This is a genomic window from Sorangium sp. So ce327 (assembly GCF_051530205.1).
In the GTDB taxonomy this organism is placed as follows: domain Bacteria; phylum Myxococcota_A; class Polyangia; order Polyangiales; family Polyangiaceae; genus Sorangium; species Sorangium cellulosum_B.
The window spans coordinates 4,608,413-4,633,307 of the sequence record NZ_CP150330.1 but is presented as its reverse complement, the minus strand read 5'-3'; the positions used below and the strand labels follow the sequence as shown (position 1 = coordinate 4,633,307).

Below are 24,895 nucleotides of genomic sequence, written 5' to 3'. Positions count from 1 at the left end.
TACGGCCGAAGGGTGGTGGTCAACTTTGCCCGAGAAAGATCACATGTAGACGGTGGAATTTACTAAGTTTCCGCCCCCGCCTCCCCGTCTCCCTGTCTCCCTGTTCAAATTGGACCAGTACCGGCCAAAGCCCCAATCACCCCGACGCGGGCGGAGAATGAACCGGTATCCAGGAGCGCCGATCACTCGATCACGATCGGCCGCGCCGGGACCACCGCGCGCGGCAGCTCCTCCTGCGCGACCCGCGCCTGCGCCTCGGGCGCCGTCACCTTCCCGGCGAGCGCGAAGCGCACCGGGATCTCCACCAGCGTCGCGAGCCGGCTCGCCTCCAGGGAAGCCCGCAGCGCGAGGACGCCGTTCACCTGCCGCACGCCGCCGAGCGGCTCGGCCAGCGTCACCCCTGGCGGAAGCGGAATGCGCACGTCGACCTCGACCGGGCGGCCCAGCGTGTGGCGCAGCGAGACCGCGAGCTTGCCCGTCGTTCCCGCGCGCGGGCGCTTCGGCCAGGAGATCTCCGCCTGCACGGGGCTCGCCGCCGCGGCGGGCGGCCGGCTCCAGCGGCGGAGCGCCGGGCGCTCCAGGCGCGCCACGACCGCGGGCCCCGCTACCTCGACCGACGCCTCCGTCGCGCCCGCGTCGAGCGGCACCACGAGCCGCCCCGACGGCCCGACCTCCACGTCGCGGCGCACGCCGCCCGACGTGACCGTGACCCGTGCCGCCCCTCGGCCCTCGCCCCCGTGGGCCAGGAGCGCGCGCACCACCGCGCGCGTGCTGGCCGGCGCGCCGTAGCCGCCGCGCACGTCCCGCTGCACACCCACCCAGCCGAGGAGCTTCGCGGGCGGCGCCGCGCTCCGGCCGAGCCCGGCGGCGCGGAGGAGCGCCGCGTAGACCACGGCGCGCGCGCTCCGATCCTCGGCCTGACCCGGCGGCAAGGTGATGCCGCCGGTCGGGAGCAGCGCCACCCAGGCGCGCAGCCGGTCCGCCACGTTCGCGGCCAGCGCCGCCCGGTGCGGCCGCTCCGCGAGCGCGAGCAGGACCCGGGCGAGCGCCACGCGATCGCCGCTCCGGATCACCTCGTCCAGCGTCGTCGTGACGAACGCGTCCCAGCACGCGTTCACCGCGCCCCCCGCCGGCGAGGGCTCGACATCGAGCGCGTCGAGCGCCGCCGCGGGCTGCAGGGGCTCGGGCGGGCAGCGCGCGTCGATCTTCGGCAGCTCCTCCGCCACGGACGCGGGCGCGAAGGTGCGCGCCCGGAGCGCCGGAGGCCAGAAGACCAGGTCCTTCTTGCTGCCCTTGTACGCGAGCAGCCGGCCCACGGCGCGGCGGCCGATGTCCTCCGCGCGCGCGGCGAGCGGCGCGCCCTCGCCCCCGCGCGCGGCGGCCCAGCGGCGCACGAGCGCCGCGACCTCCACCGCGTCCGCCATCGCCCCGGCAGACGGGAGCCGATCGGGATCCATCGCCTCGAGCGCCGCGGTGAGCGCGCCCGCGAGGCCGCGCTCGACGACGAGCCGCGGGCGGCCGGTGGGCTGGTAGCGCTGCGCGTCCGCCGCGACGCTCAGCGTGGCCGTGGCGCCGCCCTCGACGATCTGGGCGATGTTCAGGTCGGTGGGCTCGCCCGCGGGGCGCACCTCCCACGTGTGCACGAGCGTGTCGCCCGCAATTCCCTGCGCCTTCACGGCGACCGCGAGCTCCGCCCGCCCCGCGCGCAGCGCCCGCACCCGCGCGCGCACCGGCGCCGCGCCCCCCGCGGGCACGTCGACCGCCACCGCCCGGCGCCGCGGGTCGGCGAGGGCGGCCACGCCGCGCGCCGTGAGCTCCACGAGCGCGCGGAGCGGCCTCGGCGAGCGGTTCCGGACCGAGACCTCCACGTCGACCTCGTCGCCCTCGACCCACGCGGCGCCCGCCTCCACGCGCGCCGAGAGCGGCTGCGCGGTGGGCACGTCGAGCGTGGCCGTGGCCGGCGTGGCGCCGTCCGGCACGCCGACGAAGACGAGCCGGAAGGTCGTCTCGACGTCGCCGAGCGGGACGCGCATCCGCAGCCGGCCGTCCTTGTCGGTGCGCTGGGGCGGCGACCAGAAGAACACGCCCCGCGGCGCGCCGTACGAGGTGCGGTGGGATCCGCCCAGCTTGCCGTGGCCTGCACCAAACCCGCCGCCGGAGCCCGTGCCCACGCCGGAGAGGCCGAGGCCGCCCAGGCCGATCCCCTCGCCCAGCGACGTGCCCGTGAACTCCTCCAGGAGGCTCTCCCACGCCGACACCGTGGCGTCGCCGACCTCCATGTCGAACTTCGCGTCGACGAGGCGATCCTCGCCGACCGCCCTGGCGTACGGCGTGCCCGAGCGCAGCACGCGCTCGAACGGATCGCGCACGTCGTCGCCCGTGCCGATCCGGCCGTCCGGCCCCGGCGCGTGCAGGGCGAAGCCGCGCCGCACCGTGAGGAACGGCGCGGGCGGCGCGGTCGTCGGGGTGAACTGGATCGTGCCGCCCCAGGGATCGAGCAGGAGCGACTCCTCGAGCTGCGCGTCGCGCACCAGGCGGCGGAGCAGCGCGTTCGGATCGCGGAGCGCCGGCTCGTCGGGGTCGAGCAGCCGCTCGCGCCGGAACGCGCGCGCCGCGGCGAGGATGCGGAAGAGCTTGAGGCGGGTGACGCGGCGAGCGACGTGATCGAACGTGACCTGCGGGTCCACCGCCAGGAGGTCCGCGAGCGAGAGCGGCTCGCCGCCGGGCGTCTCGGGGGGCGCATTCATGGCGGCCGTGACCAGGGTCATCAGCTCGGGGTTCCATGCGTAGGCGCCGCCCGGCCCGCGGCGGCGCACGTCGCGCAGCCGCTCCGGGTCGCTTGTGGCCTCGAAGACCGCCCCCTCGAGCGAGCGAAGCACCTGGCCGAACGCCTCGTCGAGCGCCGCCCGCGCGGAGCCGGCCGGATCGTTCGCCGGCGCGATCGCCTCGCGCGCCCGCGCGCCGAGCTCCGCGCGCCGGAGCGGATCGAGCGCGGGATCGCCCTGCAGGAAGGCGCCGCAGCGCTCGGGCTCGACCAGGCCCAGGCAGAGCCGCGCGCGCGTGTCGAGCGCCGCGAGGCCACCGACGCTGCCCCCGCCGTGCAGATCCACGACGACGGCCGCGACGGTCCCGGGCAGGCCGCGGCTGCCCCCGTCGGTGAGCGCGAGGTCCACGTCGACGGCGCCCCGCGGGGCCGCACGGCCGCCCGTGATGCGGGCCTCGAGCCGAGGGAGGACGCGCGGCGTGACGAGCACCGCGCCGCCCGCCTGCCGCGCGGCGGCGCCCGGCCGAGGAGCGGCGGCGCTGAGCGTCCAGACGCCGGCAGCGCCCTCGGGCAGGCCGAGCGCGCCGCCCTCCGGGCCGCCGGCGATCCAGGCGCTCGCCGCGCGGGCCGAGTTGCCGGCCTGGACGATCACGCTCCAGCCCGCGCCGTCCGCCGCGCCGCCGCCCTCCGGCCGCCGGCCGGCGCGCGGGCCCGCGCCGCCGGCTTCGCTCACGCGGAGCGCGAGCGCGTCGCCGGCGCGGGCGAGGAGCCGCTCCGGCCGGAGCAGCGCCGAGGCGTCGCGATCGACGGAGACGCACAGCGCGAACGGCTCGCGCCGCGACGCGAGGGCCGGGAGCTCGCCTGCTGGCCGCACGCGCACCGCCGCGGCGACACCGCCGGCGCACGGCCCGACGTTGCGAAAGGCCCCGAGCTCGACGGGCGCGTCCCAGGTCACCTCGGCCTCGCCGTACGCGTCGGTGGTCACGGCGGCCTGGAGCCCGTCGCCCTCGACCGTGAACGGGCCCTGCACCGGCTTCCGCCGCGCATCGCGGACGCGCAGGAGCATGCGCTGAGCGACGCCGGGAACGATCGCGCCCGCCTCCGGGAGCAGCGTCGCCTCCGAGGTGGGGCTCTCCACGGAGACGGTGGCCTCGCGCTCGAGCTCGTGCCCCTCGAACGTCGCGCGTGCGACGACGCGCAGCGTGGTCCCCGCGCCCTGCACCACGGTGGTGGGCGCCACGGCCGCGCCGCGGACCTCGCCGGCCGCGTCGGTGCGCGCGGGCGTGGTGAGCTTCTCCCACGCGGCCCTGTCCTCGGGCGGGCTCGTGCCCTTCGGCCCGGTCCAGGTCCGCACCGGCAGCCCGGCCACGGGCTGGCCGGCGCCGTCGCGGATCCGGATCACGTAGCTTGCGCGATCCCCGGCGCGCAGGTCCTGCTCGGACCACTCGGCCAGCATCTGCGGGGCGCCGGGCGTCTCTTCGCGCGGCGAGAGGGAGATCTCCGCGGCGTTCGACGAGGCCCCCGCCGCGCTCCGCGCGCGGGCGCGGAGGATCCAGCGCCAGCCGGGCTCGTCGATCCAGGGGACGGGCACGCGTATCATGGCGACGCCGGCCGCGTCGGTCGTGACCACGGCCGTGTGCCGGGCGACGCCGCCCTCGAGCAGGCTGACCTCCACGGGGACCCGCGGGGCCGGCTGCCCCGAGGCCTGGCTCTGCACCGTGATCCACGCCGACATCGCGCTGCCCGGCACCACGCGCGTGTCAGGGACGTGCAGGTCGACCTGGAGCGGCGCCAGTCGGTGCACGGTGAGCGTCCGCGTCCGCTGCCGGTCGCCGGCGCGCACGCCGAGCAGCAGCCGGAGCTCGCGCTCGGGCCCTTCCGGGATCGGGACGTCGAGGTGAGCGCGCCCCTTCGCGTCGGTGGTGACCCGCACGGGCGGCGGGACGGCGCTGACCTTGCCGAGGTGCTCGGGATCCCAGGTCGCCTCCACGGTGACCGCCTCGAGCGGCCGGAGCGTGATCGCCGTGGGGAAGCCGAGCGCGAGGACCTGGACCGGCAGGGTGGCGCCGGGCGCGCCGCGGTCGGGCGCGTGAACGAAGAGGTCGAGGCCGCGGGCGACCGCGTCGCGGTCGTCCGTGGCCGCGTCGGAGGTCGTGGCGGCACCTAGGGCGGCGACGAGGAGGAGGCCGGCGAGCGGAAGGGAAGGCCTGGGCATGGTGCCTTTCGACACCGCCAAGGGGAGCAGGTTCCTGCGCTGCAGGCGGGCTTGGGTCTCGGTCGGCGTCAGATCGGTCATGACGCCGAGTCCTTCTTCAACACGTCGTAGGTGGAGAGCGAATGCGGCGTGACGACGAGCTCGGCGTGCCGGCCGCGGGTAACGGGGATTGAGACCGGAGGCGGCAGGCAGCGTTCGGAGCGGTGCCGGTCGAGCACCTGGCGGACGGCACCGACGTGGATGGTGTCGCGCTCGAGCACTTCGACGAGGACCTCTTCAAGGTCGGCGGCGCCGACGGCGTCGAGCAGTCTCGAAAGCCGGGCGCTCGCGCTGCCGACGTTGCCTCCACGCTCGGCGACGATGCGGAGGAAGGCCTGGCTGCTGCGGGCGGCGCGAGCGAGGCGATCGAGGCCGCGGTGCTCGCGGACGCGGCGCTTCTCGTCGGCGAGGCGCTGGAGGTGCTCGGCCTGCTCGATCTGTTGGCCGCGGTCCCACGAGCGGACATGGGTCGCGACGATCTCGTTGCCGTCGGCGCCCTGAGCTGGGAGGTCATCGCCGTAGCCCGTGCGGGACAAACAGAAGGCAGCTCGCCGCCTCCCGAGCCCGCGGGAAGAGAAACCGTGCGACGACCACGGCGAGGCCGGCACCGAGCACCGCGCCGCCGAGCGCGGATAGCAGGCCCCCTGTGTCGTGCTCGCCGCGCACCACGAAGACCGAGAGAACCAGGAGCGGATTGCCCACGGTCGCGTGGCCGGTCATCCAGAAGCTCGCCGTCGCGAAGGCGTCGAGGGCCAGCGGAACCTTGACATCGCGACGCTGTGCCACGCCGAGCGCGACGAGCACGAAGCCGAAGCTCGCCATCGCCTCGCCGAGGCCGCGCGCGCCGGCCACGGTCGCGTTCCCGGCAGCCCAGAGCGGCGCGAGCTGTGACGCGACTGACGTCGCCGCCCCGGCCCCACAGAGCTGCGCGAGTACCCGTGCTCCCGCGCTTCTCCAAGGCTGCCCGCCCATCGCGGATGCGATGAGCGTGATGAGCGGGTTGGTCTGGGCGCCTGAGAGCCCGCCGAACGACCAGAGCACCAACCCGTAGCCGAGGCCCAGCGCGATGGAGCCCAGCAATGCGCCAGCCATCGTTCCGGCTCCCAGCTGCCCCCGGACCGCGCCCGACCCGAACATGACGGCGACGAGGAGCGCGCTGCCCAGCAGCTCTCCGATCACCGGTCGGAGCCAGGCGGGGCCGCGCATGTGCTACGCCAACGCCGTAGGTTCGAGGTTCTCCGGCTTCTCGGCGAGCTCGTCCGGCGTGAGCCGGGCGTAGATCTCGACGAGGTTGCCGTCAGGGTCCTCGAGCCACAGCTCGTGGAGCGGCGTGCCACGCCAAGTCGTGCGCGGCGGCTTGCTCACCGTCAACCCGGCGGCCGTCGCCAGCTCGTAGGACCGAACGACCGCGGCCTTGCCGGTGACGGCAATACCGAGGTGGTAGAGCGTGTCTCGGTGCAGCTCCTTGCCGTCGGAGACGACGAGCACGAAGTTCGTGTGCAGCTCCGGCCGAACGAAGGTCGAGTAGCGATGCGTCCACTCCTTCGGCTCGGTGCCGAGGAGCCAGGCGTAGAAACGCGTGCTCTTCGCGAGATCCTTCACGCGCACGCTGGCGTGGAACTCCTGCGCCTGTGGCCCCTCGGGGAGGTCGAGCAGCGCGTCGAGCACCTCGAGCCTCGCCAGGATCTGGTCCCGCGCGGTCCGGAACCGCGTCAGCATCTCCTCGCGTGGGATCGACGGATCCTTGCTCGCCGGATCCTGAATGGGCCAGTGCAGCCGCCGCGCCTTGCCGAGGAAGACCGGGCAGACCTCCTCGGCGCAGAGCGTGATGACCGTGCCCACCGTGGCGGCGTCGATCGTCTGCACAGACTTGGAGTGGTGCGTCGTCAGGTCGACCCCGACCTCGCGCATCACCTCGATCGCGTACGGGTTCACCTTCGACGGCTCACTCCCCGCGCTCTGCACGGCGATGCGCGAGCCGAAGAGCTTGCGAGCAAGGCCCTCGGCCATCTGGCTGCGCGCCGAGTTGGCGACGCAAAGAAAAAGGATCGTCTTGCCGGTGTTCATCGTGGTCAGGCCTTGCTCTCGGGAGTGCTCGGGCCGGCGCATGCGGGCGGCGCGACATCGAGCGGGGTGTTGGGGAAGAAGCGCCTCTGCGCCCACAGGGCGACGTTCACGAGGCCGATGAGGACGGGCACCTCGACGAGAGGACCGATGACCGCCGCGAACGCCGCGCCACTGTGAATGCCGAAGCTCGCGATCGCGACAGCGATGGCCAGCTCGAAGTTGTTCGACGCAGCCGTGAACGAGAGCGTCGCCGACTGCTTGTAGTCCGCGCCGACGCGCTTGCTCATGAAGAACGACACCGCGAACATCAGCACGAAGTAGATGAGCAGCGGCACCGCGATGCGAAGAACGTCGAGCGGCAGCTGCACGATGGTCTCGCCCTTCAGCGAGAACATCACCACGATGGTGAACAGCAGGGAGACGAGCGTGATGGGGCCGATGCGAGGCACGAACGCCTTCTCGTACCAGTCACGCCCCTTCGTGCGCACGAGCACCCGTCGCGTGAGGAACCCGGCGGCGAAGGGCACACCGAGGTAGATGGCCACGCTCGTCGCGATCTCGCCGATGGTGATGTTCACGACGGCTCCCTCGAGTCCGAGCCAGGTCGGCAGGAGCGTGGCGAAGAAGTACGCGTAGACCGAGAAGAACAGGACCTGGAAGATCGAGTTGAAGGCCACGAGCCCGGCGCAGTACTCGGTGTCGCCCTTGGCGAGATCGTTCCAGACGATGACCATCGCGATGCAGCGCGCGAGCCCGATGAGGATGAGGCCGAGCATGTACTCTGGCTTGTCGCGCAGGAACACCACCGCGAGCCCGAACATCAGCAGCGGACCGATGATCCAGTTCTGGACCAGCGACAGAGTGAGCACCCGCTTGTTGCGGAAGACCTTGCCGAGCTCCTCGTAGCGGACCTTGGCGAGCGGCGGGTACATCATCAGGATCAGCCCGGCCGCGATAGGGATCGACGTCGTGCCGACGCTCATGTCGTTGAGCGCAGTCGTGAACCCGGGCGCGAGGAAGCCGAGGGCGACGCCCAGGCCCATCGCGAGGAAGATCCAGAGCGTCAGGTAGCGGTCGAGGAAGGAGAGATTGCCGAGCAGGCCGGCTCTTGCGTTGGTCATGCGGGTTCAGTTCCTTGTGGTCGTGCGAGGCGTCGTGTCCGTGCCTGGAAGCGACGCGAGCCACGACTCGATGCGAGCCCGGAGGCGCTCGCGCACCTCGATGACGCGCGCGAGCTTCTCCTCGTGCGAGCCGGTGAACGTGGCCGGATCGGGGAAGCTCCAGTACAGGCGCTGTGTGACGCCGGGGAACAGCGGGCACTTCTGACCGTGATCCTCGTCGCAGACGCCGATGACGTAGTTGAAGCGGCGGCCGGCCTTGAACAGCTCGAAGACCGACGGCTGCGTCGCGGTCGACGGCAGGGAGAGGCCGATGCCGGCCAGTGCCTCGACGACGAGCGGGTTCACCTCGCGCGGCTCGAAGCCGGCGCTGGTGACCTCGAAGCGAGGTCCGCCGAGCTGGCGCAGGAGGGCCTCGGCCATGCGGCTGCGCGCGGCGTTGTGCACGCAGACGAAGAGCACGCGCACGTCTGCTTTCATGTTGCCCCTCGGGGCGCGGCGAAGAGATCGAGCCGGGCATGCGCGGACTTCGGTGCAGCCCACGGCACCACAGCCACACGCGAAGCGAGGTCACGAACCTCAGCGTGGAAGCGCCCCTCGTTCGCGCGTCGACGGACGAGCACCGGATCGGTGACGCTGAGAAGCACGAGGCTCTGGTTGATGACCCACGCGAAGGGGCGGATCTGCGCGCGCTCCAAGTCGCGCTGCAGGGCTGCCGCTTCGTGTACGGGCGTGGCCTCGGGGAGCGTGACGAGGAGGATCTTCGTGAACTCCGCGTCCCGCAGGCGTGGCAACAGCCGGCGCACCTCCTCGGGTGCAGACCCGGACGTGCGCAGCACCTCTCGGTGGTACGACTCGGCGGCGTCGAGCAGGAGCAGGGTGTGGCCGGTGGGCGCGGTGTCGATGACGACGAAGCCGTGTTCGCCTTCATCGACGATGCGTGCGAAGGCTCGGAAGACTGCGATCTCCTCGGTGCACGGGCTCCGGAGATCCTCCTCGAGCAGCGCGCGCCCCGCGGCGTCCAGGCTGGCTCCCGCCGTGCGCATGATTTCGTCGGCGTAGGCGCGCGTCTCGAGGACGGGGTCGATGCGGCTCACCCGGATCCCGTCGACCGCTGCCCCGAGCGCCTCTGCGACGTGTGCGGCGGGGTCCGTCGTCGTCAGGTGAACCTTGTGTCCACGGCGGGCGAGCTCGACGGCGATATTCACCGCCACGGTCGTCTTGCCGACGCCCCCCTTGCCCATCGTCATGATGACGCCGCGCCCACCTGCTTCGAGCGACGGCACGAGCTGGGCGAGTGGAGGAATCGACACCGCGGGCACGAGAACGACAGCCGATTCGACTGCGCTCGGCGTTCGCTCACCGAACAACGTCCGCAACGCGGCCATGCCGACGAGCCCGAACGGGAGCAGCGGCAGCTCGGTGCGCGCCAGCTCACGGAGGCCCGCAGGCATCCCGGCGAGCACCTCCTCGCCTCGACGCTGCATGCCCACGGCGACGGCGTCCCGGGTGTCCTGCGCACGGAAGAGGCCGTTGATGACCAGCTCCTGTCGCTCGATGCCGAGGGCCGCGAGCTCGCGGCGCGTGCGCTCGGCCTCGCTGAGCGAAGGCCGCTCGGCGCGTGAGACGAGCACGAGCGCGGTGCGCGTCCCATCGACGAGGGCCCTGCGCGACCCGGCGTAGAGCGCCTGCTGCGCCTTCAGACCCGCGAGCGGTCCGAGGCAGGACGTGCCGCCCACGTTCGACTCGAGGAACCCAGTCCACGCCGCCGGCAGCTCGAGGAGCCGCAACGTGTGCCCGGTGGGAGCGGTGTCGAACACGACGTGGTCGAAGTCGGCGGTCGCGCGCTCGTCGCCGAGCAGCTTCGAGAACTCGTCGAACGCAGCGATCTCGACGGTGCACGCGCCCGAGAGCTGCTCCTCGATGCTGCGAACGGCGGCGTCGGGGAGCACCCCGCGGTAGGGCCCGACCATGCGCTCGCGGTACGCGTGCGCCGCCGCCTCCGGATCGATGTTGAGCGCGAACAGCCCCGGCGCGCCGGCGATGGGACGAGGCTCGGCGCCGAGCTTCGTCTCGAGCACCTCGTCGAGGTTCGAGGCCGGATCGGTGCTGACGAGCAGCACCCGCCGCCCGCGCGCCGCGAGCTCCACCGCGGTCGCGCACGCGACGCTCGTCTTGCCGACACCGCCCTTGCCTGTGAAGAAGAGGTTTCGCGGAGCGCGATCGAGGAAGTGCATCGCGGACTCCGTCAGCAGCAGCTGGTCTTCGACTTGGCGGAGGTGGCCGGTCCGCAGCAGCCGCTCGACGCGGCGGGCGCCGTCTCCAGCTTCTTCACGACGACGCCGGCGAGCGCGGCAAGCGTCTCCCGCGACGGGTACGCCCCCTCGACGGCGATGCGATCACCGACCAGCACGAGCGGGAGCACCTCGGTCCCGCGCGCGAGCGCCTCCTTCACGGCAGGCGTCCCGGCGAACGCGGACGGCTGCTGAGACAGGTTGTAGCGCTCGACGGTGACACCCTGCTTCTGGAGCCAGTCGACGTCGGCGGCGAAGCGGGCCAGCTCGGGATCGACGCTCGGTCCGCAAACGCCGGTGGAACAGCACATGGCGGGGTCGAACACGCGGATGGTCGTGGACATGGGAACTTCCTTTCGGTAATCGTCGATATACGATGACATGGACGTGCGACGGCCATCAGAGCCCCCCGACGAGGGCCTTCAGACGCCGGAGCACCCCGGGCTCGATGCAGTAACAGACGCGGGGGCCGTCGACGTCGCCGCGGATGAGGCCGGCCTCCTTGAGCACCTTCAGGTGCTGCGAGACCGTCGACTGGGCGAGCGGCAGCTCGTCCACGATGTCGCCGCAGACGCAGGCGTTCTTTCGGATCAGGATGCGCACGATCTTCACGCGCGCCGGGTGTCCGAGCGCCTTCGACAGGCTGGCCAGCTCCTCGTCGGCCTCGTCGCCCTCGATCGGCCGGAGGTCTACCTGCTCGCGCGCAGGCGGACAGCAGCGGTCGGCCGCCTCGAGCTTCGCTTTCATCGTAAAGCAACGATAGGAGATGATGCGCCCTCTGTCAACCGGCGGATTTCGCGCCCTGATCCTCGCCGTGAGACGCTCGGGCGTCGAGGAGAGGAGAGCACAGCCCGGAGCGGGGTGGCCTCAGGCGAGGCCAGGCCGCGCGAAGCGGAGCGCGACGGGGCGCAGCCCGAGCACGACGTGCACGAGCGCCGTGAGCGCCGCGCCCGGGAGCAGGTTGAGCGCGATGGTGTGCGTGAGCGCCGGAAGCGCGGTGTCGAGGACGACGGGCGCATCGAGCGACCAAGCCGAGGCGGGGCGGGCGGCGAGGACGAGCGCGACCGAGGCGGCGTAGAGCGCGATCAGACCCGCGTGGAGCGCGTATTCACGCGGCGTGAGCCCGCCGAGGTCCTCGCGGGAGCGCCGCTCCTCGAGCACGTCGAGGATGGCGACGACGAAGGAGGCTGCGACGGCGCCCAGACCGGCCCAGAGGAGGAGACCGGCGCTCGGAGCGAGGTAGAGCGTGCCAACGACGATGGCGAAGAGCGCCGCGTGGATCGTGTGAAGGTGGTGCTCGCGGCGCGAGGCCTCCTGGGCGAAGAGGCGGTATTTCCAGAGATGATAATAGATCCCGTCGATCGCGCCGACGGCGGCGTAAACGGCGAGCAGGATGGATGCGATCTCGTTCATGTCGATTACCTCCGCCGAGGAGGACGGGGTTCGAGCGACGAGGACGCAGGAAATCGAACGAGACGCAGAGCGTCCGAGGAGATGAAGAGGAGCGAAGGGATGGACCGCGAAGGGGGCGGGAAAGCAGCGAGCGCTGGGCCAGGCAGGGAGCGGGAGCTTGTAGTGGACCGGCCAGGAGGACGGGTCGCGCGTCAACCGCAGGAGCAGCGGGGCCCGTTGCCGGGAGCACGCGGCACGCAGTCGATGACGTGCCCGCGCGCGTCGATGGCCACCTCGCAGCACTGCTCCACGAGCGAGCGCAGCTTCTCCCGCCCGCGCTGGACGCGGGACTTCATCGCCGTGAGCGAGATGCCGAGCATGTCGGCCGCGGCCTTCTGGGAGAGGCCTTCGAGCTCGGTGAGGGTGAGGGCCTCACGGTAAGGCGACGGGAGCATGGCGACGAGCGGACCGATCGCCAGGGCGAGGAGATCGGCGGCCCCGTCCTCACCGCTCGGGGGTTCTGCCTCCATCTCGGGGACGTCCCCCTCGACGAGGAGATGCCGCGCGCGGGCCCGGTGGTGCTCGGCGATGGCGCTGCGGGCGACCTGGTAGACCCAGGGGCCGAAGCGCTCGTCGTCGCGCAGCCCACCCACGCCCCGCTGCATGCGCAGGAACACGTCCTGCACGACGTCATCGACGTCGGCCGCCGTGGAGACGCGACGCACGACGAAGGGGCGGAGGCGCGCCTCGAGCTGATGCCAGGCGCCGCGCGCGTCCGCGTCGATCATGCTCGAGCCTCCGGCCGAGCGGGTTTGAGCGCCTCGATCGTCGCGGAGGTGATGTACTGCTCGGCGCCCGACCCGGGCACCCAGTCACGGATGAACTCGCGGCTTTGGGGCTTCACCCCGATGCGTATGTCGGTGAATCCGGCCTGATGCAAGAGCCCCTGGAGCTCGTCGGCCCTCACCGCCCCCGCGACGCACCCGGTGAGCGCGGCGACCTGCTCGCGCAGCGCGGCAGGAAGCTCCGCGGTCGCGAGGACGTCGGCGATCGCAAGCCGGCCGCCGGGCCGGAGGACGCGATAGGCCTCGCGGAACACGGCGGGCTTGTCCGGGGAGAGATTGATGACGCAATTGGAGAGGATGACATCGGCGGTCGCGTCGGCGACGGGCAGGTGCTCGATCTCGCCCAGGCGGAACTCCACGTTGTCCGCGTTGATCTTTCGCGCATTCTCCCGCGCCTTGGAGATCATTTCCGGGGTCATGTCCACGCCGATCACCCGCCCGTCGGGGCCGACCTGGCTGGCGGCGAGAAAGCAGTCGAACCCGCCGCCGCTGCCGAGGTCGAGCACGGTCTCGCCCGGCCGGAGGGCGGCGATCGCCTGGGGGTTGCCGCATCCGAGGCCCATCTCCGCGCCCTCCGGGACGGCGGCGAGGTCTTCGCGTGTATAGCCGAGCTTGAGCGACGCCGCCTGCGCTGGCGCGCAGCAGCTCGGGGCGCAGCAGCCCGTCCCGGCCACGGCTACTTTTCCATAATGATCTCGGACAGCTTCACGGGTCTGGTCGATGGTTCGGTCGGTCATCTCGGGCCTCCTGCCTGGAGGACGGGGATCCGAGCGGATGGACGCAGGAAATCGACCTGGCGCTCGTCGAGCGGCGCGCGAGGCCGGCGCGGAGGCGGCTCCATCGTGGGGCAGTGTGGCTCATGTGCTCCCTGAGGACGCGGACCATCACCCCCCGGCACCGTCCTCCCGCGGCAGAGACCACCACCGCCACCGACCTATTCCTAAGGAACGCGCCGCTGCGGTTCGTTGTCACGCGCCAGCGCCAGCAGGCGGGCGGGACCGGCCGGCTCCTCGGTCACCCAGGGCACGATCGCCACCCTCTTCGCGTGAAGGGTGCGCACGACGTCGATCTGCTCGAGCTCGGCGGCAACACGCTGCTTCAGGCACGGGTCTGCCGAGTCGGTGGCCGCCAGGCTGCCGTTGATGACCCATCCGAACGGCTCGATCTGAGCACGACGCAGATCGGCTTGGAGGCGGGCCGCTTCGGAGACGGGCGTCGTTTCGGCGAGCGTCACCAGAAGAATCTTCGTGTAGCCGGGATCCCGCAGCCTCATGAGCGGTGTGACGAGTCGCATGGACGCCTGCTTCGGCTCCGGACCCGTTCCGATGACCTGCCGGTGATAAGAGCCCGTCGTGTCGAGGAGGAGGAGCGTGTGCCCGGTGGGAGCGGTGTCGAGGACGACAAAGCTCGAGCGAGCCTGGGAGACGATCCGCGAGAACGCCGCGAAGACGGCGACCTCCTCGTAGCACGGCGACCGAAGATCCTCGGCGAGCAAGGCTCTTCCGGCATCATCGAGGCTCGCGCCGCGCGTCGCCATCACGCGGTCCACGTAAGCCTTCGCCTCGGTGGCCGGATCGATGCGGCTGATCGTCAGGTTCTCGATCTGCCCATCGAGCGTCGAGGCGATGTGGGCCGCCGGATCGGTGGTGCTCAGGTGCACGTGGTGACCGCGCGAGGCCAGCTCGGCGGCGATCGAGGCAGCGATCGTCGTCTTTCCCACACCGCCCTTTCCCATCACCATCACGAGCCCTCGGCCGGGCATCGCGATCTCGTCGATGAGGGACGAGAGACGCGGGAGCGATGGCCTCGCGATCGGGGAAACGGCATGTGACAGGGCTTCGGCCGCGCGCTCGTCGAGGAGCGCGCGGAGCGCCGGGAGGCCGACCATGTTGAACGCGCGCAGAGGGATGCGCAACGTGGGCAGTCCCTGCAACCGAGGAGGCAGCGCGCGGAGCGCCGCTCGCCCGCGCTCCGTGAGCGCAGCAGCGACGGGATCGGCCTGATCGGCGGCCTCGAACACCGCGTTGATGACGAGCTGTTGGTTCTCGATGCCGATGGCCATCAGCTCACCCGACGTCCGCTCGGCCTCGCGTAGAGCGGCTCGATCAGGCCGTGTCACCAGGACGATCGTGGTGCGAGCGCTGTCGGCCAGCGCGCCCATCGCCGCGGCGAATCGCGCCTCCTGCATCCTCAGCCCCGTGTGCGGACCGAGACACGAGGCTCCCTGCGCGGTCGACTGGAGGAAGCTGGTCCAGGCGCGTGGCAGGCTGAGGAGCCGCAACGTGTGCCCGGTGGGCGCGGTGTCGAATAGCACGTGGTCAAACGCCGCGGACGCCTGGTCGCCGGCGAGCAGCTCGGCAAACTCGTCGAATGCGGCGATCTCGACGGTGCACGCGCCGGCGAGCTGCTCGCGCAGCTCGGCGAGCTGGCCCTCCGTCCAGAGTTTGCGATACGGCGAGATGACGCGCTCGCGGTAGTCGCTGGCTGCCCGCTCGGGATCGATGTTGAGGGCCCAGAGTCGGTCGACACCGGGAACCTCGGTCGGTCGGTTCGAGAGCGCGACGCCGAGCATCTCGTCGAGGTTCGAGGCCGGGTCGGTGCTGACCAGGAGGATTCGCTTCCCTGCATCCGCCAGGCGGATCGCTGTCGCACACGCGAGAGCCGTCTTGCCGACACCCCCCTTTCCGGTGAAGAAGAGGAAGCGACCCGGCTGGTCCAGGAAGATCGTCATCGATGTGGCCTCCGTCAGTCAGATTTATGAGGAGGCGCTGCGCGCGTCGACCGGCTCCTCGGCTCGACGTCGAGCGGACGCGCGCACGCGGGCGGCGCGCTCGCCGTCACCCAGGCGCCACGACCACCATCGCCGCGCGCTCCCCGCCGTCGCTCCCGGCGAGGGAGACGGCGCACGGGTGCGGCGCGAAGCCGCGCGCGAACGCCTCCGACGCGATGACGAGGTGCAGCGGCATGGCCGCGGCGCCGAGCGCGCCGATGCGCTGGGCGGGGCACTCCAGCTGCTGCGGATCGCAGAAGAGCTGCTGCGTGCGCACCGACGCGGCCTGGAGCTCGAAATGGCGGAAGGTCTCGAAGCTGATGTCGGTGAGCATCCAGCCGGCGCGCAGCCCGCGCTCGGCGAGCGGCGCGAGCGCGGCGCGCAGCGCTGCGGTGAGGCCCGTCGCCTGGAACGCGGACTCGTCGTTGTCCGGGCGGGCCCGCTCGTGCGCGGTGGAGAGGCCGACGATCTGCCCGAGCTCGCGGAGGAGCGCGCGCCGAGCGACGTCGGGGCGCGTGAGGACCACGAAGGCCGCGCACTCGCCGGGGACGAGGGCGTCGAGGTTGTCCGGCCGGAAGAGCCGACCCGCGGCGTCGAGCGCGGCGATGCGCGCGGGGTCGTAATCGGTGTGCACGCCGCCGAGCAGCGCCGCGTCGATCGCGCCTCGCGCGAGCGCGTCGCAGAGCTCCGGCAGCAAGAACCCCGGCGCGGCGGGGCCGCGCGTCGAGACCTTGACCGCGATCTCCGGCGCGCCCCCGTACGACTGCGCCCGCGCGGCGAGCTCGGCGGCGACCCGCTGCGCCGGGGCCTCGCCGCCCTGCGGCCGCTGCCCGAGGTGCTCGTCGAGGCACAGGCCCATCTGCAGGCGCAGCCCCCGCGCGGCGGGGCCGAGCTTCTCGAGCGCCTCGCCGAGCGCGCGCTCCGCGAGCAAGACGGCGCGCGCCGCGCCCGTGACGCGCGGATCGAGCGTGGGCAGGAAGCACATCGTGACGCGCTCGCCCTGCCCGTCCACGAGCGGCGACTCGCGCATCGCCGCGGCCGAGGCGCGGTGCGAGAAGGCGGTGTCGATCGAGCGCAGCCCGACGGGCGTGACCGCGCCCGCGGCCACCATGACGGCGAGGGGCCTCACGCTCGCCCCCGCTCGCGCACGATCACGCGCGCGTCCTTCATCCGCCGGGGCGCCTTGACGTGCGCGCGCCAGACCATCTCGACGGCCACCGGCTTCTGCGGGCCGGTGGCGTAGAGGTCGACGAGCACGGTGTCGAGGTGGGGCGCGAAGGCGACCGGCGCGCGGTCCTTCACGTGGAACTCGATCTCCACCTGCACCTTCGGGAGCTCGAAGCTGAGCGCCCCCTCGGGCGTGAGGTTGAGCGTCCGCACCGGCTCGCCGCCCGCGAGCGGAGGATCCGCGATGAGGCCCGGCGAGGCGCAGAGGTTGAAGCGGTGGTCGAAGTCCTCGGGCAGGAACGGCGCGCGGTTCTCCCGCCACGCGGCGTCGTACGTCCCGGCGTACCCGCGGCGCGGCTCCCAGTGCCGGCCGACGGCCCCGATCCCCGCGGGCGGCGGCGCGGTCTTCGCGGTCCGGATCGGGTACGAGGGATCCTCGATGGCCGGCGCCGGCTGGTGGGTGAGCGAGGCCGGCACGCGCGTGACGCCCGTGCCGATCGGGTTGCGCGGCTCCTCGAGGGGCGCCGCGGGATCGTCGTCGTCCAGCCCACCCCAGGCGTGGTCGTAGCGCATGTCGATCTGCTCGATGGGCGCCGGCGCGGTGAGGCCGCCGCCCTTGTCCACCCAGAGCCGCTTGCCGAACACGACGAGCGATTTCCTGAGCGGGCCCACCTCGACGCGCACGTCGAAAGACGGCACCGCCTTGCCGTTCGGCGCGTACGCCGTGGCCACGAAGATCACGTCGGTCGCCGGCTTGAACAGGCAGATGTCGGCCGGGTACGCGACGCTCTCGGGCTTCTTCTCCTCCCAGGGCAGGTCGGCGAGGCGGACCCCGCGCGTGCGCTCGGGGGGCGCGAGCTCGAGGCTGCCGTCGCCCTGGAGCTCGAAGCTCGCCTTCACGATCGTGACCAGCTGCTCGCCGTCCCGGTCGACGAGCAGCTGTGGGTGCGCGGCGAAGTCGGTCTTGTTGTCGAGCGGGGGCTGGCTCATCGCGGGCGCATTATCGACAGGATCGGAGGCGATGTCTCTCCGAGTTCGACGGAGGCGCGCGCGATCACCCGGCCATGGCCGCCTCGGCGGCGTACGCGTCGAGGCCGTGGCCGCGCAGCATCGCCTCCACGAGCGCGATCGGCTCGGCGCAGGCCGGGTCGTCCGCGCCCTCCCCTGCGATGACCGCCGGCAGCGCCCGGGCCACGACGAGCCGCACGGCGCGATCGCGGAGCGCGAGCGAGAGCGGCAGCGCCCCGAGCAGGCGGTGGCCGTGCAAGGCCGCGCGGAGGGTGAAGCGCTCGCGGTCGCCGACGCGCGCGCGCACGGGCGAGAGGAGCAGCGCGCCGAGCAGGTCGGGCTCGCCGAGCGCCAGGGTCGCGTCCGCGATCCACCGCGTGGCCCTCCGGGCGAGGTCCCGCTCGCTCCGCCAGGAGGCGTCCTCGCGCGCCCGCCGCGCCGCGCGGCCGTGGAGCGCGGCGAGCCAGGGCGCGAGCGCCGCCGGATCATCCAGCGGATCGGGCCGCTCGAAGCGCGCGATCGCCCCGACGGTGAGCCCCTCGGCCTCGAGCGCGCCGGCGAGCGAGAAGAGGCCCGCGGCGACGTCGGGCGGGGGCGCAGCCGCGGCGAGGCGCCGCGACCAGGCGACCACCTCGGCGCGGGAGGCGGTCACGCCGGGCGCCACCTGCGCGCGCTCCGGCAGCCGGGCGACATCGATGCGCTCGTCCAGATCCCCCCGCGTGATGAGCCGCGGATCGAGCAGCGGCGCGCCGCCGGGGCGGCCCACGCTGGCGAGCACGCAGGCGCACTCCACGGCGACCGAGACGCGCACCGACTCGCCGTCGTCGATGAAGCTTGTCGGGAAGGTGCGGCACCCCAGCGGCTTGGCCTCGGGCCCGCCCTTCGCGTGGAGCGAGCAGCGCCCCTCGCCCTCGAGGTAGGCGCACCGGCCGTCCCGCATCGCCACGACGGAGGCCGCGCACGGCCACGTCCCGCGCTCCGGCGTGAAGGCCCGCTCGTGGCGCGCGCCCCCGCTCAGCACGTCGGGGCGCAGCGCCCGCGCCCGCGCGGCCTCCTCGGGATCGAAGAGGATCGAGGCGTAGATCCGGCAGCAGCTCCCGCGACCGTCGCAGTGCAGGCCGAAGTCGGGCAGCACCTCCAGCGGGCGCTCGCGAGGATCGCGCTCTCCCGGGTCGAGCGCGGGCGCCGCGGGCGCCGCGGCACGCCACGGCCCCGCGTCCTCGCCGGCGTCATCCGCTCCGAGCAGCCCCGCGGCGTGCAGCTCGGCGAAGAACGCCTGCGCGGCGGGCACACGCGCGTGTGCGCCCTCGCGGGCCGCCGCGATGACGATGCCCTCGACATCGCGCGTCCCGTCGGCCGCGGAGAGCAGGACCCACTCCCGTGGGCCGAGCTGGAGCAGCTGCCCGGTGCGGACGTCGTGGAGAATGACGCGTTCCTCCTCGCCGACCACGTGGCGCCGCGCGAGCACGTGGTCGGCGAGGCGAGGGCGCGCCGGCGGCGTGCTCGGGCTCACCCGAGCGACGCTATCCGACGCCGGCGGCAGCGCGCCACCGAAACGAGGCGCGGCGGCGCAGGCCGCCCCCGCCGCGCTCTCCCCGGGCGGCGCGCGACGGCCGCGGCGGCGCCCTCAGCGCACGCACTTCACCCATTGGGCGTTGCTGACGATCCCGTCGCTCAGGTTGAGTACGCCTCGGAAGGAGGGGTCAAAACACATTTCCTGCCAATCCACAGAAATCGCTCAGCACCGCCGTCTCAGCTCCTGCTCGATGTGCCGAGTCGCAGACCCTACGCGCCTTTGGCAGGCGCAACGCGCCTGAACGCACCGGGCGACCGCGGGTTCCCGTGCCCTGACAATTCTTCGATCAGCCTTAACCCGTGACGTCCCGCGCGCAGAGCACCCACCGATCGTAGTTGACACCGAAAATGTGAACGTTCACAGTGCATTCCTGCGGGTGTCCTTTGTCCTCCAGATCCATTCCGATGGTAAGACCAAGGAGTGGTTCGGGCTCCAGGGACGCGGAGGGTAGACCCCAGCCACCGGGGCGCACTGTGGGAAGAACGCGCCGCCAGCTTTGCGGCAGATCACGGGGACAACGGCCGGGTAAGGGCGACGCCGCGCGTGATGTCAACACGTTCTTGAATGTGAATCAGCAAGGAGACCAGCCGTGAAAGAGACGAAGTCCTGGCGCAAGGGTTGGGCGGTCGTGGCGCCCTTCGTGTTGGCGCTGCTCGCGATGACGGGGTGCAACGAGAAGAGCGAGGGGACGGGCGCCGCGCCTGCCGAGGGCGGCGGCGCGAAGCCGAAGATCGTCAAGCTCGCCTTCGTCACCAACAACGCGTCCGAGTTCTGGAAGATCGCCCAGGCGGGCGTCCGGAAATATGAGCAAGAGAGCAAGGTTCAAGTCGACGTGAAGATGCCGTCGAACGGCACCACGGAGGAGCAGAACCAGATCCTCGAGAACCTTTCGAGTCAGGGCTACGACGCCATCGCCGTGAGCGCCATCGCGCCGGCCGATCAGGTCCCGGTGCTCAACAAGGTGGCCGGGAAGAGCAAGCTCATCACGTTCGACTCGGACGCCCCGGCGTCGAGCCGCCTTCTCTACATCGGGACCAACAACCACGAGGCCGGCAAGGCGCTCGGCGCGCATATCGTGAAGCTGCTCCCCGAGGGCGGCAAGATGGCCGTGTTCGTCGGCACGCTCTCCGCGGACAACGCGAAGCAGCGCCTGCAAGGCATCCAGGACGCGATCGCCGGCAAGAAGATCGAGATCGTCGACAAGCGGGAGGACAACACCGACCGCGCGAAGGCGCGCTCCAACGTGGAGGACATCATCAACGCGCACCCGGACCTGAAGCTCGTCGCAGGCCTGTGGTCTTACAACGGCCCCGCCATCGCGGCCGCCATCGAGGCGCTCGGGAAGAAGGGCAAGGTCCTCGCGGCGGTGTTCGACGAGGAAGAGGAGACGCTCACGGCCATCGAGAACGGCACGATCTCGGCCACGGTCGTCCAGAAGCCGTTTCAGTTCGGTTACCTGGCGAGCAAGTGGGCGCATGAGCTCTCGGTCAAGCCCGACACGGCGATGGGGCAGATCCCGGCCAACAAGAGCATCGACACCGGCATCGACCTGATCGAAAAGACCAACGTGGCGACCTTCAAGCAGCAGCTCGCCGAAATGAAGAAGTGAGCGTGACAGCGTCGGCTCCGGATCTGCTCGCGATGCGCGCGATCACCAAGCGGTTCGCCGGGGTGGTCGCGCTCCAGGGCGTCTCTCTCTCGCTGAAGCCGGGCGAGGTGCTCGCCCTCATGGGCGAGAACGGCGCCGGCAAGAGCACGCTCATGAAGATCCTCGGGGGCGCCCTGCAGCCCGACGAAGGCGAGATCCGCATCGACGGGAAGAACGTCGCCATCGAGAGCGTGCGCGCCGCCAAGCGCCTCGGCATCGCGCTCATCCACCAGGAGCTGATGCTGGCGCCGAACCTGGACATCGCGGCCAACATCTTCCTCGGCAACGAAGGCGGCGCGACAGGGCTGCTCCTCCGTCCGCTGCCGAAGGGCGACATGGCCGCCCGCGCCAGTGAGCTGCTCCTGCGCGTGGGCTTGCGGCTCCCGCCCTCGACCCCGGTGTCCGCGTTGACCGCCGGTCAGATGCAGATGGTCGAGATCGCCAAGGCGCTCGCCCTGAGCGCGCGCATCCTCATCATGGACGAGCCGACTTCGTCGCTCACGAGCGGTGAGTCCGAGCATCTCTTCGGGATCATCCGCAAGCTCCGGGCGGACGGCATCGGCATCGTCTACATCTCGCACCGCATGGAAGAGGTCATGACGCTGGCCGACCGCGTGACGGTCCTGCGCGACGGCCGCCACGTCGGGGACCTCACGCGCGCGGGAGCGACGCGCGAGCGGATCGTCTCCATGATGGTGGGCCGCGAGCTCAGCGCCCACTACTTCCCGGAGAAACGGCCCCGTGCGTCGACCGAGCCCGTGCTGGTGGTCGAAGGGCTCGTCGTGCCCGGCGCGCCCGCGCAGATCTCTTTCTCGGCCGGACGCGGGGAGATCCTCGGCTTCGCCGGCCTGGTCGGCTCGGGCCGCACGGAGCTCATGCAGACGATCTTCGGTGTCACGCCGGCGCTCGGGGGCCGCATGACGCTCGAAGGCAAGGAGTTTGCTCCTCGAAAACCCAGGGACGCCATCGACCGCGGCGTCTACCTGGCGCCGGAGGATCGCAAGCGCCACGGCCTCGTGCTGCCGCTCAGCGTCGCAGAGAACACCTCCCTGCCCGACATCGGCAACTACAGCCGCTGGGGGTTCCTGAACAGGGAGACGGAGCGCCGGGTCGCCGAATCGGAGGTGGAGCGCTTGAGGACGAAGACGCCCGGCATCCGTCAGCCCGTCGTGAACCTCTCCGGCGGAAACCAGCAGAAGGTGGTGCTCGGGAAATGGCTGGCCATGAACCCGCGCGTGCTCATCCTGGACGAGCCGACGCGGGGCATCGACGTGGGCGCCAAGGCCGAGATCTACCGCCACATGACCGCCCTCGCGGATGAAGGCATCACGATCTTGATGGTCAGCTCGGACATGGAAGAGATCATCGGAATGAGCGATCGCGTCGCCGTCATGCACGAGCGGCGCATCAAGGGCGTGCTGCCGCGGGAACGGCTCAGCCAGGAGCGGATCGCGACCTTGATGACGGGGCACGCCGACAAGGAGGATCTGTCGTGAGGCGCGAGCTCGGGATGACCATCGCGCTCGTCGTGATGTGTCTGGGCCTCTACATCTCGAACCCGGATTTTCTCGGGCAGTCGAACTCGATCAACACCCTGCGGCAGATCTCGATGCTCGGGATCTTCGCGATCGGCATCGGGTTCGTCATCATCGCCGGCGGCATCGATCTGTCGATCGGGTCCGTGATCGGCCTGACGGGCGTCCTCATCGCCAAGCTCTCGTCGACCCAGCTCGGCGGCCTGGGTTACCCGCTCTGGATCGGCATTCCGGTGGCGCTCGGCGTGGCGCTCCTGATCGGCCTCGGCCAGGGCCTGTTGATCACGCGGCTCAAGCTGCAGCCGTTCATCGTCACGCTCGGCGGCATGCTGTTCTTGCGCGGCGTCTCGCAGACCATCGCCGGCGGGGGCACGCTGAGCCTCGGTGGCTCGCCGCTGCTCGCCCTCGCGAACGGCGGGCTGCTCAAGAGCGGGAGCGACGCGCTCGTCCCGTATCCGCTGCTGATGTTCCTCGCCGTGGGCGGCGTGGCGGCCTATGCGCTGCACTTCACGGTGTTCGGTCGTTACGTTTACGCGATCGGCGGCAACCGCGACGCGGCCGAGTACTCCGGCATCAACGTGAGGCGGGTGGAGACGTCGACCTATGTGATCTCGGCGGGCCTCGGCGGCGTGGCTGGCGTCTGCTACGCGTCGTACATCGGGCAGATGTCGCAGCAGGTCGGCATCGCGTACGAGATGTACGCGATCGCCGCGGCCGTGCTCGGCGGCTGCTCGCTTCGCGGGGGTGAAGGCACGGTGCTCGGCATCATCATCGGCTCCGCGGTGATGCGCGTCATCGACAACGGCATCAACATGTTTCAGCTGCCGTACGAGGACGCCGACCGCATCCAGCGCATCTGGCGCCTGGACCCGAACTGGACCTTCATCATCATCGGCGCCGTGATCCTCGTCGCCGTGATCCTCGACCAGATCGTGCACATCGTGCAGACGAAACGGCGCATCCGGCATGCCTCCGCGGGCGCCGCCGAGGCGGCGCCGAGCCTGCAGGCGGCCGCGGCGGTCAGCGCAGCTGGGCCGCCCGCCGCGAGAGCGCCCGATCGCGAGAGCGTCTGAGCTTTCCGGCGACGGGAGACGAACCGGCAGGTCGCCAGGAGCGCCCCGCCCTGACCCTCAGAGAAGTCGTTGCCTCCTCAGCCCGGCGGTCCGGCCTGACGGGCGCCGGAGCTTAAGACCCCTGTCGCCCGCCCCGTCTCGGCGCCATGACGGGTCCATGTCAGTCCACTCGAAGAAGACGTCTATCGGCCTGTCCAGCAACAGCAGGCCGAAGAACAAGAACAAGCGACATCACTGGAAGCGCTACCGCGGCCAGGGCAAGTCACACCACGGGTGATCGCGTCATGGCGAGGTGAGCCGGCGAGCATAGCCCGCCGCCGGGCCCACGAGCGCGGCGGCCGCGATCACGCCGCGCGCCCGGAGCGTATCCCGGGGCGAGCGCGCCTCCGGCGGCGCGACAAACGCCTCGAGCCAGGCCTCGGCCGGCGGCCGCGCCAGCACCCCGCCGAGGTCGAACAGCGAGAGATCCGAGACCCCGGCCGCCTCGGCGGCGGCCACGTCCTCGCGGAGCTCGGCGACCGAGCGGTAGACAGGCTCGTCGCCGAGCGCGCCTTTGCCCACGGCGCCCAGCGAGGCGCCCGCCCTCGGACCGAACCGCCGGGCGGCGGCGCGGCACCCCCAGGCGAGCAGCGCGAGCGCGTCCTCCCGGCCGAGCGCGCCGCGCGAATACCCCTCGAACAGCGACGTGTACAGCATCGCGCCGACGCGCCCCCACGACGGCGCGGACACGGGCGTCCCGAGCAGCCGCTCCCAGCCGCGTTCCGGCCCGTCGCGCCCGTCCGCCAGGACGAGCGGCACGATCGCCGCCGAGGTCGCCACCCCGCGCGCGTGCACCGCGCCCGCCAGCTCGGTGTACGCGCGCTGCGCCTCGTCCCACCGCGGGCTCCCCCGCGCTCCCCGCGGCCCACCGCCGAGCAGATCGAGCGCGCCGCGCCCCCCCGCGAGCGCCCGCCGCACCGCCTCGATCGGCGGCTCGAGATCGAACACGACCTCCGTCGCGGCCAGGCGCCGCGCGTCGAGCGCGTCCAGCAGCCGCGCGACGAACGCGCCGAACGCCGCCGCATTGCCGGCGCTCGCCCAGCGCCCGTCCTCGTCCGCGATCATCGGCCACACCGCGACCGACACCCCCGCGTCCGCGCACGCGGCCACGAGATCCGGCAGCCCCGCCGCGGTCTCCGGCCGCACCGCGATCGAGAGCTCCAGCGCATACCGCCGTAGCAGCGCGAGCGTCCCGGGCGCCCGCACCACCTCGAGCGGCAGCAGCTCGCTCCAGATCCGGCGGCGGGGCGTCACGCCCCCCGCCCGCGCCGCGGCGCCGCCTGCGCTCGGTCGCCGCCCGCGCCGCCCGCGCCGCGGCGCCGCGGTTTCCTTCCGAACGCCCCAG

20 protein-coding genes are annotated in these 24,895 nt (G+C 72.2%); 3 read left to right on the top strand and 17 right to left on the bottom strand.

Features of this window, described 5'->3' with window-relative positions:
* Window positions 1-182 precede the first annotated feature (182 nt).
* From WME95_RS17430 to WME95_RS17355, 16 genes are all read right to left on the bottom strand, one after another.
* On the bottom strand, window positions 183-5,060 hold the full coding sequence (locus tag WME95_RS17430; protein WP_437909494.1) for an alpha-2-macroglobulin family protein: 4,878 nt from the start codon (window positions 5,058-5,060) through the stop codon (window positions 183-185).
* Window positions 5,057-5,554, bottom strand: coding sequence for a hypothetical protein (locus WME95_RS17425; RefSeq protein WP_437909493.1), 498 nt, complete (start codon window positions 5,552-5,554; stop codon window positions 5,057-5,059). The genes WME95_RS17430 and WME95_RS17425 overlap by 4 nt, the downstream gene beginning before the upstream one ends.
* On the bottom strand, window positions 5,529-6,224 hold the full coding sequence (locus WME95_RS17420; protein ID WP_437909492.1) for a hypothetical protein: 696 nt from the start codon (window positions 6,222-6,224) through the stop codon (window positions 5,529-5,531). Before WME95_RS17420 ends, WME95_RS17425 begins: the two co-directional genes overlap by 26 nt.
* Before the next feature lie 3 nt (window positions 6,225-6,227).
* Window positions 6,228-7,085: a VOC family protein gene (locus tag WME95_RS17415; RefSeq protein WP_437909491.1), complete on the bottom strand. Its 858-nt coding sequence runs from the start codon at window positions 7,083-7,085 to the stop codon at window positions 6,228-6,230.
* A gap of 5 nt (window positions 7,086-7,090) precedes the next feature.
* Entirely contained in the window at window positions 7,091-8,206 is a 1,116-nt protein-coding gene (gene arsB / locus WME95_RS17410) for an ACR3 family arsenite efflux transporter (protein ID WP_437909490.1), read from the bottom strand.
* A 6-nt stretch (window positions 8,207-8,212) separates the two neighbouring features.
* On the bottom strand, window positions 8,213-8,683 hold the full coding sequence (locus tag WME95_RS17405; RefSeq protein WP_437909489.1) for an arsenate reductase ArsC: 471 nt from the start codon (window positions 8,681-8,683) through the stop codon (window positions 8,213-8,215).
* The gene (gene arsA, locus WME95_RS17400) at window positions 8,680-10,440 is read right to left on the bottom strand and encodes an arsenical pump-driving ATPase (protein ID WP_437909488.1); all 1,761 of its coding nucleotides are present in this window, start codon (window positions 10,438-10,440) and stop codon (window positions 8,680-8,682) included. Before arsA (WME95_RS17400) ends, WME95_RS17405 begins: the two co-directional genes overlap by 4 nt.
* Window positions 10,441-10,451: 11 nt before the next feature.
* Window positions 10,452-10,841, bottom strand: coding sequence for an arsenite efflux transporter metallochaperone ArsD (gene arsD / locus WME95_RS17395; protein ID WP_437909487.1), 390 nt, complete (start codon window positions 10,839-10,841; stop codon window positions 10,452-10,454).
* Between the two features lie 55 nt (window positions 10,842-10,896).
* Window positions 10,897-11,244, bottom strand: coding sequence for an ArsR/SmtB family transcription factor (locus tag WME95_RS17390; protein WP_437909486.1), 348 nt, complete (start codon window positions 11,242-11,244; stop codon window positions 10,897-10,899).
* 120 nt (window positions 11,245-11,364) lie between these two features.
* A complete protein-coding gene (locus WME95_RS17385; RefSeq protein WP_437909485.1) occupies window positions 11,365-11,910 on the bottom strand; it encodes a hypothetical protein in 546 nt (181 codons plus the stop codon).
* 191 nt (window positions 11,911-12,101) lie between these two features.
* Entirely contained in the window at window positions 12,102-12,677 is a 576-nt protein-coding gene (locus WME95_RS17380) for a sigma-70 family RNA polymerase sigma factor (RefSeq protein WP_437909484.1), read from the bottom strand.
* Window positions 12,674-13,471, bottom strand: a complete 798-nt coding sequence (locus WME95_RS17375) for an arsenite methyltransferase (protein ID WP_437909483.1) — start codon at window positions 13,469-13,471, stop codon at window positions 12,674-12,676. The genes WME95_RS17380 and WME95_RS17375 overlap by 4 nt, the downstream gene beginning before the upstream one ends.
* Before the next feature lie 203 nt (window positions 13,472-13,674).
* Window positions 13,675-15,465, bottom strand: a complete 1,791-nt coding sequence (gene arsA / locus WME95_RS17370) for an arsenical pump-driving ATPase (RefSeq protein ID WP_437909482.1) — start codon at window positions 15,463-15,465, stop codon at window positions 13,675-13,677.
* A gap of 106 nt (window positions 15,466-15,571) precedes the next feature.
* Window positions 15,572-16,633, bottom strand: a complete 1,062-nt coding sequence (locus WME95_RS17365; RefSeq protein WP_437909481.1) for a beta-ketoacyl synthase N-terminal-like domain-containing protein — start codon at window positions 16,631-16,633, stop codon at window positions 15,572-15,574.
* On the bottom strand, window positions 16,630-17,661 hold the full coding sequence (locus WME95_RS17360; RefSeq protein WP_437909480.1) for a DUF2169 family type VI secretion system accessory protein: 1,032 nt from the start codon (window positions 17,659-17,661) through the stop codon (window positions 16,630-16,632). Before WME95_RS17360 ends, WME95_RS17365 begins: the two co-directional genes overlap by 4 nt.
* Window positions 17,662-17,725: 64 nt before the next feature.
* A complete protein-coding gene (locus tag WME95_RS17355; protein ID WP_437909479.1) occupies window positions 17,726-19,192 on the bottom strand; it encodes a YkgJ family cysteine cluster protein in 1,467 nt (488 codons plus the stop codon).
* 652 nt (window positions 19,193-19,844) lie between these two features.
* Here WME95_RS17355 and WME95_RS17350 point away from each other — a divergent pair.
* The 3 genes from WME95_RS17350 to WME95_RS17340 are packed head-to-tail and all read left to right on the top strand — an operon-like array spanning window position 19,845 to window position 23,511.
* Window positions 19,845-20,864: a sugar-binding protein gene (locus tag WME95_RS17350; RefSeq protein ID WP_437909478.1), complete on the top strand. Its 1,020-nt coding sequence runs from the start codon at window positions 19,845-19,847 to the stop codon at window positions 20,862-20,864.
* A gap of 32 nt (window positions 20,865-20,896) precedes the next feature.
* Window positions 20,897-22,399 carry a sugar ABC transporter ATP-binding protein gene (locus tag WME95_RS17345; RefSeq protein ID WP_437555411.1) on the top strand — a complete coding sequence of 501 codons (1,503 nt, stop codon included), beginning with the start codon at window positions 20,897-20,899 and terminating at the stop codon, window positions 22,397-22,399.
* Entirely contained in the window at window positions 22,396-23,511 is a 1,116-nt protein-coding gene (locus tag WME95_RS17340) for an ABC transporter permease (RefSeq protein ID WP_437909477.1), read from the top strand. The genes WME95_RS17345 and WME95_RS17340 overlap by 4 nt, the downstream gene beginning before the upstream one ends.
* 282 nt (window positions 23,512-23,793) lie before the next feature.
* Here WME95_RS17340 and WME95_RS17335 read toward each other — a convergent pair whose 3' ends face one another.
* Window positions 23,794-24,804 (bottom strand): hypothetical protein, encoded by a 1,011-nt coding sequence (locus WME95_RS17335; protein WP_437909476.1) that lies wholly within the window; start codon window positions 24,802-24,804, stop codon window positions 23,794-23,796.
* Window positions 24,805-24,895 lie beyond the last annotated feature (91 nt).